This is a genomic window from Streptomyces sp. NPDC102490 (genome assembly GCF_044765285.1).
GTDB lineage: Bacteria > Actinomycetota > Actinomycetes > Streptomycetales > Streptomycetaceae > Streptomyces.
Map to the genome: position 1 here is coordinate 22,661 of NZ_JBIWJU010000007.1, position 12,694 is coordinate 35,354.

A 12,694-nucleotide genomic window follows, 5' to 3' on the forward strand; every position below is an offset into this window, starting at 1 on the left:
GCGTCGGGGTGCCGCGCCCACCCGTGCCGCCATGGGGGTACCTCCCAGGCCGTTCAGGCACTGGGGGAGGCACGATTGCCCGCGGCTGCGGCGCTCAGTCCAAGTAGCCTCTCAGCTGGTCCGCGTAGGCGTGGTCGCGGAGTTTGGTGAGGGTTTTGGACTCGATCTGGCGGATGCGTTCGCGGGTGACGCCGAAGAGGCGGCCTATCTCCTCCAGGGTGCGGGGGCGGCCGTCGACCAGGCCGTAGCGGAGCTGGACGACCTTGCGTTCGCGTTCGCCGAGGGTGGAGAGCACCGCGTCCAGGTGCTGGCGCAGCAGCAGGAACGCGGCCGACTCGACGGGGCTGGCGGCGTCGCCGTCCTCGATGAGGTCGCCGAGGGCGACGTCGTCCTCCTCGCCGACCGGGGCGTACAGGGACACCGGCTCCTGGGCCAGGCGCAGCACCTCCCCGACGCGCTCCGGGGCCAGGTCCAGGTGGGCGGCGACCTCCTGCGCGGTCGGCTCGTAGCCGCGTTCCTGGAGCATCCGGCGCTGGACGCGGACGACCCGGTTGATCAGCTCCACGACGTGCACGGGGACGCGGATGGTGCGGGCCTGGTCGGCCAGGGCGCGGGACATGGCCTGGCGGATCCACCAGGTGGCGTAGGTGGAGAACTTGTAGCCCCGGGCGTAGTCGAACTTCTCGACCGCCCGGATCAGCCCCAGGTTCCCCTCCTGGACCAGGTCCAGCATGGTCAGCCCGCGGCCGACGTACCGCTTGGCCACCGACACCACGAGCCGCAGGTTGGCCTCGATCAGGCGGCGCTTGGCGACGCGGCCCAGGACGACGAGCCGGTCGAGGTCGAGGGCGAGGCGGTCGTCCAGGTCCGGGTCGCGCCGCAGCTTCTCCTCGGCGAACAGCCCGGCCTCCACCCGCCGGGCGAGGTCGACCTCCTCGGCCGCGCTGAGCAGCGGGATCCGCCCGATCTCGCGCAGGTACTGCCGGAACAGGTCGGAGGAGGGTCCGCCGGACTCCGTGCGGGTGGGCGGCGGCGGTTCCGGGGGCTCGGGCACGTCCTCGGGGGCGCCGGGGTGGTGCCCGGCCGCTCCGGCACCGGGCTGCGCGGGCACCGCGGCGAGCACACCGCGCTCCGCGTCCGGCTGCGCGCCGCCGGTACCGGTGTCGGTCTGGGTGAGGGTCCGGGTCTGCACGGGGGCGACCTCCAGGATGGACGCGGGCGGCGGGGGGTCGGCGGCGGTACGACGGGGGCGGAGCCGGCTCACTCACCGCCGTCCGCCTCGCGCGTGCCCTCGGGCACCGCCCCCAGTGTGGGGTACGACACATCGCCGCCACGAGGGGCGTGCGGTGACTTTTTGCGTCCGTGCCGTGACCGACGGGTGACCCGCGGGTGGCCCCCGGACCCGTCCTAGAGCGCGGCGGCGCCGTGCTCGCGGAGGTTCTGGTCGTACTGCTGGAGGACCCACAGCTCGTTCTGCACGGCGGCCAGTTCGGCGGGGTCGCCGTGGCCGGAGAGGCGGGTGAGGCGGCCGGTGATGTCGCGGATGCGGCGCTCGACGGCGCGGCGGCGGACCGTGACGAGCTGGGCGCCCGCGTAGATCTCGTCGACGCCCTTCACGCCGCGGTGCAGCATGATCGCCTCGACCGCGAGTTCGGTGACCATGGCGCGGACGGCGTCGTCGGGGGCGGCCTCGCGGACCCGGACCAGGTAGTCCTGCGGGTCCTGGACGCCCAGCTCGGCGCCGCCCGCCGCCATGATCGCCTCGCGTACGGCGGCGTAGGGCGGGGCGGTGAACTCGTCGACGCCGTACGCGTCGAAGGCCGGGGAGACCAGCTCGGGGCGCTGGAGGGCGAGCTTGAGCAGCTCGCGTTCGGTGGCGAAGACCGGGTTGCGGAGGTTGAGGGCGGGGCCCCGGGGGGCGGGCCGGCCGGGAGCGGCCTGCTGCTGCGGTCCGGTGCCGTGCCGGCGCTGGTCTGGGGCGGCGGGGCCCTTGCCGCCGCGGTCGCGGGCCCAGCGGGCCAGCTGGGCGATCCGCTTGACGACGAACTGGGTGTCGAGGATGCCGAGCATCCCGGCGAGCTGCACGGCGACCTCGTGCTGGGCGCCGCTGTTCTTGATCCGGGCGACGACGGGGGCGGCCTCGTCGAGGGCCGAGGCGCGGCCGGCCGGGGTGTCCAGGTCGTAGCGGGAGACGATCTGGCGCAGGGCGAACTCGAAGAGCGGGGTGCGCGGCTCGACCAGGTCGGCGACGGCGTCGTCGCCCTTGGCCAGGCGCAGGTCGCAGGGGTCCATGCCGTCGGGGGCGATGGCGATGTAGGTCTCGGCGGCGAACTTCTGGTCGTCCTCGAAGGCGCGCAGGGCGGCCTTCTGGCCGGCCGCGTCGCCGTCGAAGGTGAAGATCACGCGGGCCGAGCCGTTGTCCATCAGCAGGCGGCGCAGGATCTTGATGTGGTCGCCGCCGAAGGCGGTGCCGCAGGTGGCGATGGCGGTGGTGACCCCGGCGAGGTGGCAGGCCATGACGTCGGTGTAGCCCTCGACGACCACGGCGCGGGACGCCTTCGCGATGTCCTTCTTGGCGAGGTCGATGCCGTAGAGGACCTGGGACTTCCGGTAGATCGCCGTGTCGGGGGTGTTCAGGTACTTCGGGCCGTTGTCCGACTCGTAGAGCTTGCGGGCGCCGAAGCCGACGACGTCGCCGCCGATGTCGCGGATGGGCCACATCAGGCGGCCGCGGAAGCGGTCGATGGGGCCGCGGCGGCCCTCCTGGGCGAGGCCGGAGAGCAGCAGCTCCTTGTCGCTGAAGCCCTTGCCGCGCAGGTAGCGGGTGAGGTGGTCCCAGCCCTGGGGGCTGTAGCCGACGCCGAAGTGCTCGGCGGCGGCCTGGTCGAAACCGCGGTCGGCGAGGAAGGCGCGGCCGGTGTCCGCCTCGGGGCCGGTCGCCAGCTGCTCCGCGTACCACTGCGCGGCGATCTTGTGGGCCTCGACCAGGCGGATGCGCTCACCGCGCTGGTGGGAGGGGTTGTACCCGCCCTCCTCGTAGCGCAGGGTGATGCCGGCCTGGCCGGCCAGGCGCTCGACCGCCTCCGAGAAGGTGAGGTGGTCGATCTTCATCACGAACGTGATGGTGTCGCCGCCCTCCTGGCAGCCGAAGCAGTGGAAGAACCCCTTGCTCGGACTGACCTGGAAGGACGGCGACTTCTCGTCGTGGAACGGGCACAGCCCCTTCAGGTTGCCGCCGCCCGCGTTGCGCAGCTGGAGGTACTCCGAGACGACGGCGTCGATCGGGACCGCGTCCCGTACCGCCTTCACGTCCTCGTCGTTGATCCGTCCTGCCACGCGTGAAGTCTACGGCGACGGTACGACAGCTAGGCGACGAGGCTTTCCAGCGAGACGTGCGGGTTCGCCAGGGCCTCGGTGTCCACCGGGGTCCTGGCGCGGATCAGCTGCTGGATCGGCTCCGTGACGTCCCACACGTTGACGTTCATCCCGGCCAGCACGCGGCCCTCCTTCACCCAGAAGGCGATGAACTCCCGCTTCGCCGCGTCCCCGCGGATCACCACCTGGTCGTACGACCCGGCCGGTGCCCAGCCGGAGTACTCCATGCCCAGGTCGTACTGGTCGGTGAAGAAGTAGGGCACGCGGTCGTGGGCGGGGCCCTGGCCGAGCATCGCGCGGGCGGCGGCCGGGCCGCCGTTGAGAGCGTTGGCCCAGTGCTCCACGCGCAGGCTGGTGTCGAAGAGGGCGTGGTGGAAGGAGGCCACGTCGCCCGCCGCGTAGACGTCGGGGTCCGAGGTGCGCAGGTGGTCGTCGACGACGATGCCGCCGCCGTGGGCGCGGTCGGCGATCTCCAGTCCGGCGGCCTGGGCGAGCGCGGTGCGCGGGGCGGCGCCGATCGCGGCGAGCACGTCGTGGGCGGGGTGCTCCTCGCCGTCGTCGGTGCGGGCGGCCAGCACCATGCCGTCCTGGCCGACGATCTCGGTCAGCCGCACGCCGAAGCGGAAGCGGACGCCGTGCGCCTCGTGCAGCTCGGCGAAGACGGAGCCCAGCTCGGGCCCGAGCACGCCGTGCAGCGGGGTCGGGGCCGGTTCGATGACGGTGACCTCCGCCCCGTACTCGCGGGCCGCGGCCGCGACCTCCAGGCCGATCCAGCCCGCGCCGGCGATCACGAGGTGCCCGTTGTCCCGGCCGAGGGAGGCCAGGACGCCCTTGAGGCGCTCGGCGTGGGCCAGGCGGCGCAGGTGGTGGACGCCCGCGAGGTCGGTGCCGGGGACGTCCAGGCGGCGGGGCTCGGCGCCGGTCGCGAGGAGCAGCTTGTCGTACCTGACGTGGGTGCCGTCGTCGCCGTAGTGGACGGTCTTGGCGGCGCGGTCGATCGCGACGACGGTCTGGCCGAGGTGCAGCTCGATGTCGTGCCGCGCGTACCAGGCGGGCTCGTGCACGAAGACGCTGTCGCGCTCCTCCTTGCCCAGCAGGTAGCCCTTGGACAGCGGCGGACGCTCGTAGGGGTGGTCGCGTTCGTCGCAGACGAGGATCACCCGGCCGGTGAAGCCCTCCGCGCGGAGTGTCTCGGCCGCCTTCGCGCCCGCCAGGCCGCCTCCGACGATGACGAATGTCTGATCCGCGTCGACCACTTGTTTGCCTCCTCGTCAGGGTGCCGCCACATGCGAGCGTCCCGCACGCGGCGTGGTGCGGGAAGGGGCAGTGACCCGATCAGGCCACGAAGTGCCGCGATTCGGGCACCCGGGGCCCGCCGGGTCACGCCGGTCCCGCCGCCAGTCTCACGGATGCCCCGTCAGGCGGGCGTGAAGCGAGCGGGCCGAGGCGTCGGTGAGGGAGGCGATCTGGTCGACGATCACCCGTTTGCGGGCCCGGTCGTCGGCGGCCGCGTCGAACAGGGCGCGGAACTGGGGGTCGAGCCCGTCGGGGGCGCGGGCGGTCAGCGCCTCGGCCAGCTCCGCGACGACGATCCGCTGGTCGGCGCGGAGCCGCTCCTGCTCGGTGCGCTGCATGACGTAGCGGACGGCGACCGCCTTGAGGACGGCACACTCCATGCGGGTCGCGCGGGGCACGACCAGCTCGGCGGTGTACCGGGTGAGCCGGCCGCCGCCGTACGCCGCCCGGGTGGCGGCCTCGGCGGACAGGCAGAAGCGGCCGATGAGCTGGCTGGTGGCGTCCTTCAGCCGGGCCTGGGCGGTGGCCGAGCCGTCGTAGCCGTGCGGCCACCAGTCCTGGGCGAGGAGCCGGTCGAGGGCGGCGGCGAGTTCGGCGTGGTCGGTGCCGGCCGGGACGTAGCGGCCGACGGCGACCTCGAAGACGGCCTCGCGCTCGGGGTCGGCGAGCAGGCAGTTCGGGTCGATGTGCCCGGCGTGCAGGCCGTCCTCGACGTCGTGCACGGAGTACGCCACGTCGTCGGCCCAGTCCATGACCTGGGCCTCGAAGCAGGTGCGGGCGCCGGGGGCGTCCTCGCGGAGCCACTCGAAGACGGGCCGGTCGTCGTCGTAGACCCCGAACTTCGGCGAGCGGGGGTCGCGGGGGTGGGCGCCGCGCGGCCACGGGTACTTGGTGGCGGCGTCGAGCGTGGCGCGGGTGAGGTTGAGCCCGACGGAGCCGTCCTCGGTGAACCGCTTGGGCTCGATGCGGGTGAGGAGCCTGAGCGACTGGGCGTTGCCCTCGAAGCCGCCGCAGTCCTCGGCGAAGGCGTTGAGGGCCTGTTCGCCGTTGTGCCCGAAGGGCGGGTGGCCCAGGTCGTGCGCGAGGCAGGCCGCCTCCACGAGGTCCGGGTCGCAGCCGAGGGCGGCGCCCAGCTCCCGGCCGACCTGGGCGCACTCCAGGGAGTGCGTGAGGCGGGTGCGGGGGCTGGCGTCCCAGACGGGGCTGCCCTCCCCCGGCGCGACGACCTGTGTCTTCCCGGCGAGGCGGCGCAGCGCGGCGGAGTGCAGGATGCGGGCGCGGTCGCGCTGGAAGGCGGTGCGGCCGGGGCGTTTGTCGGGTTCGGGGGCGTAGCGGGCCACTGACGCGGGGTCGTACGGGGTGGGGGGTGCGGTGCCTTCCATGTCATGAACAGTAAGGGGAAGGTGTGACAGGGGGCGCCACTCGTCCGCCTGGTGCGGTTATCCGGCGAGTGCGGGGTGCGGGGTGGCCGGTCGCGCGGTTCCCCGCGTCCCGTTACCGGCGTTGCTCGCACGGCCGCTGCCCCGGGCACGGTCGTAGCGGTGCAGGAGCAGGCGGGCCATCGCCGGGTGGGTGCCCAGGGGCGCGGAGGCGATCCAGGGGGCCGCCGCCGAGCACTCGGTCGCGAAGCGGCCCGGGGCCGTGAAGCAGGAGGCGACGGCCACCCGGCGGTAGCCGCGGGCCGTCAGGGCGCGTACCGCGTCCGGGACCGTCGGGGCCGCCGCCGAGGCGTACCCGGGGACGACCGGGACGCCCAGGCGGGCGGCGAGGAGCGCTGCCGTACGGGCCGTGTCCGCGCGGGAGGCCGGGGCGCGGGAGCCCGCGGAGGCGAGGACCACGGCGTGGTCCGGGCCCGCGTGGGCGGGCCAGCCGGCCTCGGTGAGGCGGTCGTGCAGGGCGTCCACGAGGAGGGGATGCGGGCCCAGCGGGGCGGCGACACGGGTGCGGGCCGGGGCGGCGGCGGCCATGTCGGGGATGTCGCGTTCGACGTGGTGGCCGCGGCTGAGGAGGAGGGGGACGAGGACCGCCTCCGCGTCGCCGAGGGCGGCCAGGGTGTCGGGGAGGAGCGGGGCGTTCAGTTCTATGTGGCCCAGGTGCACCGGCAGCGCGGGGCGCAGCGCGCGGACCCGGTCGAGGAGGGCCCGTACGGTGCCGAGCGCGCGCGGGTCGCGGCTGCCGTGGGCGACGACGACCAGGGCGGGGGTGCCGCCGGTGGCCGCTGTGGTCCTGTTGCTCGTCACTGTCATCGCCGTCATGCACCGAGGGTGGCCGCCGGACGTTGCCGTCCCGTTGCGTGGGTGTCACGGGGATTTTCCGTCGGTTCACACGGCGCCGTCCCCCGCGTGTGAGCGGTGCCGGGTGAACCGGACGGCCCGCCGGGGCGTCCCTGGTGGCAGGGACCGACCGGGGAGGGGACCGTCCGATGCGCCGCCCGAGACTTCGCAGACCGCGCCTGCCGCGTACCCGGAAGGGGCGGCGGCTGGTCCGGGCGGTGATGGCCGGGTGCGTGCTGGCGCTGCTGCCCGCCGCGTGGCTGCACGTCGTGACGGACGACCGGCTGCGCACCACCGCCGACGTGCCGCGCACCGGGGTCGCGGTCGTCTTCGGGGCCGGGCTGTGGGACGGCGAGCCGTCGCCGTACCTCGCGCACCGGCTGGACGCGGCGGCGGAGCTGTACCGGGCGGGGCGGATCGAGGTGGTGCTGGTGAGCGGGGACAACAGCCGCGAGGAGTACGACGAGCCGGACGCCATGCGCGCCTACCTGGTCCGGCACGGGGTGCCCGACGGGCGGATCGTCAGCGACTACGCGGGCTTCGACACCTGGGACTCCTGCGTCCGGGCGAAGCGGATCTTCGGCGTCGACCGGGCCGTGCTGATCAGCCAGGGCTTCCACATCCGGCGGGCGGTCGCCCTGTGCCAGGAGGCGGGGGTGGTCTCGTACGGCGTCGGGGTCGACGACGCGCACGACGCGACCTGGTACTACGGGGGCGCCCGGGAGATCCTCGCGGCGGGCAAGGCGGCGTGGGACGCGGTCTTCGAACCGGACCCGCACTTCCTCGGCCCGAGGGAGCCCGGGGTGGCGCGGGCCCTGGCCGGCGCCGGGTGACGCGACCCTCACCGTGCCCGCGCGGCGGCGGGGAGGTCGCCGTCCCCGCGGCGTAACAGGGCGCCGCCCGGTCGCGTAACACGGAAGCCGCAGGCTGGGCGGCATGCAGAACACCGGCCCGCACCGCACCGCCGCCCCGGGCACCGCCACGCCCACGCCCACGCACTGCCCGTACTGCGCCCTGCAGTGCGGGATGAATCTGACGCCCGTCGAGGGCGGGACCGTCGCGGTGTCCGAGCGGGCGGACTTCCCGGTGAACCGGGGCGCGCTGTGCGGCAAGGGGCGTACGGCGCCTGAGGTGCTCGCGCCGGGCGCGCGGCTGACCTCGCCGCTGGTGCGGTCGGACGACGGCGCGCTGGTGCCGGCCGGCTGGGACGAGGCGCTGGACCGGATCGCCGGGAACCTGGAGCGCACCCGGGCGCGGTACGGCGCGGACGCGCTCGGGGTGTTCGGCGGGGGCGGGCTGACCAACGAGAAGGCGTACGCGCTGGGGAAGTTCGCCCGGGTGGTGCTGGGCACCTCGCAGATCGACTACAACGGGCGGTTCTGCATGTCGTCGGCCGCGGCGGCCGGGACCCGGGCCTTCGGGCTCGACCGGGGCTTGCCGTTCCCGCTGGAGGACATCCCGCGGACCGGGTGCGTGATCCTCGTCGGGTCGAACCCGGCGGAGACGATGCCGCCCGCCCTGCGGTACTTCACCGAACTGCGGGAGAACGGCGGCACCCTGATCGTCGTCGACCCGCGCCGGACGAAGACCGCCGAGCAGGCCGACCTGCACCTCGCGCCCCGGCCCGGCACCGACCTCGCCCTCGCGCTGGGCATGCTGCACCTGGTCGTCGCCGAGGGCCGGGTCGACGAGCCCTACGTCGAGGAGCGCACCTCGGGCTGGGAGGAGGCGCGGGCGGCGGCGATGGCGCACTGGCCGGAGCACGTGGAGCGGATCACGGGGGTGTCCGTTCCCGAACTGCGGGAGGCGGTACGGCTGTTCTGCGCGCCCGAGGCGGCGATGGTGCTCACCGCGCGCGGGCCCGAGCAGCAGGCCAAGGGCACGGACACGGTGGGCGCGTGGATCAACCTGTGCCTGGCGACCGGGCGGGCCGGGCGGCCGCTGTCCGGGTACGGCTGCCTGACCGGGCAGGGCAACGGGCAGGGCGGGCGCGAACACGGCCAGAAGGCCGACCAGTTGCCGGGCTACCGCAAGCTGACCGACCCGGCGGCGCGGCGGCACGTCGCCGAGGTGTGGGGCGTGGACCCCGACGCGCTGCCGGGGCCGGGGCGCAGCGCCTACGAGCTGCTGGACGCGCTGGGCACGGACGTCAGGTCGCTGCTGGTGATGGGCTCCAACCCGGTGGTGTCGGCGCCCCGCGCCGCGCACATCGAGGGGCGGCTGCGGTCGCTGGACTTCCTCGCCGTCTGCGACGTGGTGCTCTCCGAGACGGCCGAACTGGCGGACGTGGTGCTGCCGGTGACGCAGTGGGCGGAGGAGACGGGGACCATGACGAGCCTGGAGGGGCGGGTGCTGCTGCGGCGGCGCGCGATCACGCCGCCGCAGGGGGTGCGTAGCGATCTGGAGGTGCTGCACGGGCTGGCCGGGCGGCTCGGCGTGGAGAAGGGCTTCCCGACCGAGCCGGAGGAGGTCTTCGAGGAGCTGCGGCGGGCGAGCGCGGGCGGCCCGGCGGACTACTCCGGGATCGGCTACCGGCGGCTGGCCGAGGAGAACGGCGTGTTCTGGCCGTGTCCGGCGCCGCCCGCGGGTGACGACGCCGTGCCCCATCCGGGCACCCCCCGCCTGTTCCTCGACCGCTTCGCCACCGAGGACGGCCGGGCCCGTTTCGTGCCCGTGGCGCACCGGCCGAGCGCCGAGGAACCGGACGACGAGTACCCCGTGCTGCTGACCACGGGCCGGGTCGTGGCGCAGTACCAGTCCGGGGCGCAGACCAGGCGGGTGACCGAGCTGAACGCCGCCGCGCCTGGCCCCTTCGTGCAGCTGCACCCGCGGCTGGCGGCGCGGCTGGGGGCGGCCGAGGGCGACCCGCTGGCGGTCGTGTCCCGGCGGGGGCGGGCGGTGGCACCGGCCCGCATCACCACCGGCATCCGGCCCGACACCGTGTTCATGCCCTTCCACTGGCCGGGCGAGGGCCGCGCCAACACGCTGACCAACCCGGCCCTGGACCCGACCTCGCGGATGCCGGAGTTCAAGGTGTGCGCGGTGCGGGTGGAAACGGTGACGCCCTAGCGGCGTCGTCCTCTCCCCTCACGATCTCCACGTGAGCGCTGGGAACATGTCACCGAGGAGATCGTTCCCATGGCGCCTCACGCGCCGTCGTAGGGCCGCTTCTCCTTCGCCTCCCGCAGGGCCCGGCCCCACCACACGAGCTGGTCGAGCATCGTCTTGGCCGCCGCGTCCGGGCCGGACGGGTCCCTGGGCCGGCCCGCGTCGTCGAAGGACGCGCCCGCGTTGTGGAAGGAGACGGTGTCGCGGACAGTGACGGCGTGCAGTTCGGCGAAGACCTGGCGCAGGTGCTCCGCGGCCCGCAGACCGCCGGCCAGGCCGCCGTAGGAGACCAGGCCGACGGGCTTGGCCCGCCACTCGGTGAAGTGCCAGTCGATGACGTTCTTCAGCCCCGCCGGGAACGAGTGGTTGTACTCGGGGGTCAGCACGACGAACGCGTCGGCGTCCGCCAGTTTCGGGGTGATCTCCGCCAGCGCGGCGGTCGCCTCCGGGGTCGGGGCGAGGGTCGTGGGCAGGTCGGTCCCGGCGACGTCCACCACCTCGGGGACCAGGCCGTCGTGGGCCCGGAGGTGGTCCAGGAGCCAGTCGGCGACGACGGGGCCGAAGCGGCCGTGGCGGTTGCTGCCGACGAGCAGGGTGACGCGGAGCGGTGCGGTCGTTGTGTCCATGCGGGAGAGCCTGGTACCTCAAGTTTGCTCGAGGTCAAGCCCGCTCGCTCCCGGGCTCGTTCGGAGGCACCGGTCACCCGTTCACACCCGCTCGGGGGGCGGGCCGGGCCCGGTGCCACTTTCCTCGGTAGGGCAGGGCCACCGAAGAGCTCAAGGAGCACCGATGCGACGTACCGCCCGCCTGCTGACCGGTACCGCGCTCGCCGCCGCGGCCGTCGGTCTGACCACCGCGGCCCCGGTGTACGCCGGGGAGAGCGTCGCCACCGGCGGCCTGACGGTATATCCGTCCTCGGTCGTGCCGGGCGAGCGGGCCGTGGTGACGACCGCGCTGTGCGGAAAGGGCGACGCGGCGGCGGGGGACGCCAGCGCGGTCGGCGCGGGCGCGTTCCCGCTGGCCCCGGGCACGGGCGAGGCGACGGGGCACTTCGAGGTGCCGCCGAGCGCGCAGCCGGGGACGTACGAGATCGTCGCGACCTGTGGGGACGACGAGCGGCGGGTGACGGGTGACCTGGTGGTCACGCTGACCTCGGCCGCCGCGCAGGTGTACCCCAGGGGAAGCGTGAAGACGGGGGTCGGCGGCGCTCTTGGCCCCGATCCCGTGCAGACCGCGGCCGGTGTGGCGGCTCTCGCCGTCGCCGCCGCGGGCGGTACCTGGCTCCTGCATCGCCGGGCGAGAGGCGACGGGATCTGACGGGCACCCTCCGCTGTCCGTCCGCCGGTACCGCACTTCCCCACCCCCTCCGGGTCCGACGCCCCTCGCGGCCCGGAGGGGGCCGGGGTTCCCAGGGACGCGAGGGAGAGGGGTCGTCATGCGCAGGGTCAAGGACACCGCGATAGCGGCCGTCACCGCGGTCGCCCTCTGCTCGGGCGGCTGGCTGCTGCTCGGCGGCGCCCGTCCCGACGCGCCGCCGCAACCGTCGGCCGCGCAGTCCGGCGCCACCGACCGGGCCGGGCAGGCCGGCCGGGGCGCCGCCGCACCGGCGCTGCCGCCCTCCCCGCCGGACCGCGTCCGCATCCCGGCGATCGGCGTGGACGCCCCGCTGACGGGCCTGGGCCTGACCGGCACGGGCAGCCTGGACGTGCCGCCCGCCGGGAAGAAGAACCTCGCCGGCTGGTACGAGGCCGGCACCACCCCCGGCGAGACGGGCACCGCGATCGTCGCCGGCCACGTGGACAACGCCGAGGGCCCCGCCGTCTTCTACCGGCTCGGCGCCCTGGCCAAGGGCTCGACGATCGAGGTCGACCGGCGCGACGGCGGCGTCGCGGTGTTCACGGTGGACGCGGTGGAGGTCTACGCCGCCGACGCCTTCCCCGACGAGAAGGTCTACGGCGCCGCCGACCGCCCCGAACTACGCGTCATCACCTGCGGCGGCCCCTACGCACGCGGTACCGGCTACCAGGGCAACGTGGTCGTCTTCGCCCACCTGACCGGGAGCCGGTGAGCGGTTCAGCACGTGTGCCGAAGCGGCGGGGCCTAACCGACGCCGGGCATGCACAGGCGGTAGGGAGCATGCGAGTAGTTGGTGTCGCCGACTTCGATCCAACCGGAGATGTAGGCGCAGTGGGAGTTGGCGCCGGAGACGTAGATGACCCCGGCGTATTCGGTGAAGGTGCCGGTGTCGTACCAGAAGGTCGACCAGCCCTCGCGCTGAAGGCGGACGTGCATGCTGTGCGATCCGGGCATGCGGTCGAGGGTCCGCGCGCAGAAGGTGCCGGAGCCCGCGCTGTCGTAGTAGACCTCTTGCTCCGCGTCCCCGATGCCCAGCGGCTGCCGGTAGACCAGACGGCCCTTGCAGGCAGCCGTGAACGGGCCCGCGTAACCGGGCGGGGCGGCCTGCTCTCGCGTCGCCGACGCCGATGCGGTGCCAGCCCCGCTCAGAACGGTACCGGCCACCAGACCCCAGACCGCGGCGGCGGACCAGAGGCGCTTCTTCGTCCTGTCGAGCCTCGTCACTGGGAACGTCTCCTCTTCCTTGTCGGGTGGACGTCCGCGAACGGGGGTGCCTTTGAGTGCCT

General features: G+C 74.5%; 11 protein-coding genes. 4 read left to right on the forward strand and 7 right to left on the reverse strand.

Annotation, left to right across the window (positions count from 1 at the left end; translation table 11 throughout):
• Window positions 1–94: 94 nt before the first annotated feature.
• The 5 genes from ACIRGB_RS17085 to ACIRGB_RS17105 all read right to left on the reverse strand — a co-directional run bounded on the left by ACIRGB_RS17085 (window position 95) and on the right by ACIRGB_RS17105 (window position 6,926).
• Window positions 95–1,264 carry an RNA polymerase sigma factor gene (locus tag ACIRGB_RS17085; RefSeq protein ID WP_403864957.1) on the reverse strand — a complete coding sequence of 390 codons (1,170 nt, stop codon included), beginning with the start codon at window positions 1,262–1,264 and terminating at the stop codon, window positions 95–97.
• 143 nt (window positions 1,265–1,407) lie between these two features.
• On the reverse strand, window positions 1,408–3,336 hold the full coding sequence (dnaG, locus tag ACIRGB_RS17090) for a DNA primase (RefSeq protein ID WP_403864960.1): 1,929 nt from the start codon (window positions 3,334–3,336) through the stop codon (window positions 1,408–1,410).
• Between the two features lie 29 nt (window positions 3,337–3,365).
• Window positions 3,366–4,631 carry an NAD(P)/FAD-dependent oxidoreductase gene (locus tag ACIRGB_RS17095; protein WP_403864963.1) on the reverse strand — a complete coding sequence of 422 codons (1,266 nt, stop codon included), beginning with the start codon at window positions 4,629–4,631 and terminating at the stop codon, window positions 3,366–3,368.
• 147 nt (window positions 4,632–4,778) lie between these two features.
• Complete coding sequence (locus ACIRGB_RS17100; protein WP_403864966.1) at window positions 4,779–6,053, reverse strand: deoxyguanosinetriphosphate triphosphohydrolase; 1,275 nt, start codon at window positions 6,051–6,053, stop codon at window positions 4,779–4,781.
• Between the two features lie 57 nt (window positions 6,054–6,110).
• Window positions 6,111–6,926 carry a sirohydrochlorin chelatase gene (locus ACIRGB_RS17105; RefSeq protein WP_403864969.1) on the reverse strand — a complete coding sequence of 272 codons (816 nt, stop codon included), beginning with the start codon at window positions 6,924–6,926 and terminating at the stop codon, window positions 6,111–6,113.
• A gap of 167 nt (window positions 6,927–7,093) precedes the next feature.
• On the opposite strand from ACIRGB_RS17105, the gene ACIRGB_RS17110 reads away from it, so the two are divergent.
• Together ACIRGB_RS17110 and ACIRGB_RS17115 are read left to right on the forward strand one after the other, a co-directional pair.
• Complete coding sequence (locus ACIRGB_RS17110; protein ID WP_403864972.1) at window positions 7,094–7,777, forward strand: vancomycin high temperature exclusion protein; 684 nt, start codon at window positions 7,094–7,096, stop codon at window positions 7,775–7,777.
• A 103-nt stretch (window positions 7,778–7,880) separates the two neighbouring features.
• A complete protein-coding gene (locus ACIRGB_RS17115; RefSeq protein WP_403864975.1) occupies window positions 7,881–10,013 on the forward strand; it encodes a molybdopterin oxidoreductase family protein in 2,133 nt (710 codons plus the stop codon).
• Between the two features lie 77 nt (window positions 10,014–10,090).
• On the opposite strand, the gene ACIRGB_RS17120 is transcribed toward ACIRGB_RS17115, so the two are convergent.
• The gene (locus tag ACIRGB_RS17120) at window positions 10,091–10,678 is read right to left on the reverse strand and encodes an NADPH-dependent FMN reductase (protein WP_403864977.1); all 588 of its coding nucleotides are present in this window, start codon (window positions 10,676–10,678) and stop codon (window positions 10,091–10,093) included.
• Between the two features lie 163 nt (window positions 10,679–10,841).
• On the opposite strand from ACIRGB_RS17120, the gene ACIRGB_RS17125 reads away from it, so the two are divergent.
• Window positions 10,842–11,369, forward strand: a complete 528-nt coding sequence (locus ACIRGB_RS17125; RefSeq protein ID WP_403864980.1) for a hypothetical protein — start codon at window positions 10,842–10,844, stop codon at window positions 11,367–11,369.
• Between the two features lie 118 nt (window positions 11,370–11,487).
• On the forward strand, window positions 11,488–12,120 hold the full coding sequence (locus ACIRGB_RS17130) for a class F sortase (protein WP_403864983.1): 633 nt from the start codon (window positions 11,488–11,490) through the stop codon (window positions 12,118–12,120).
• A gap of 32 nt (window positions 12,121–12,152) precedes the next feature.
• On the opposite strand, the gene ACIRGB_RS17135 is transcribed toward ACIRGB_RS17130, so the two are convergent.
• Window positions 12,153–12,632 (reverse strand): hypothetical protein, encoded by a 480-nt coding sequence (locus tag ACIRGB_RS17135; protein ID WP_403864986.1) that lies wholly within the window; start codon window positions 12,630–12,632, stop codon window positions 12,153–12,155.
• Window positions 12,633–12,694: the final 62 nt, after the last annotated feature.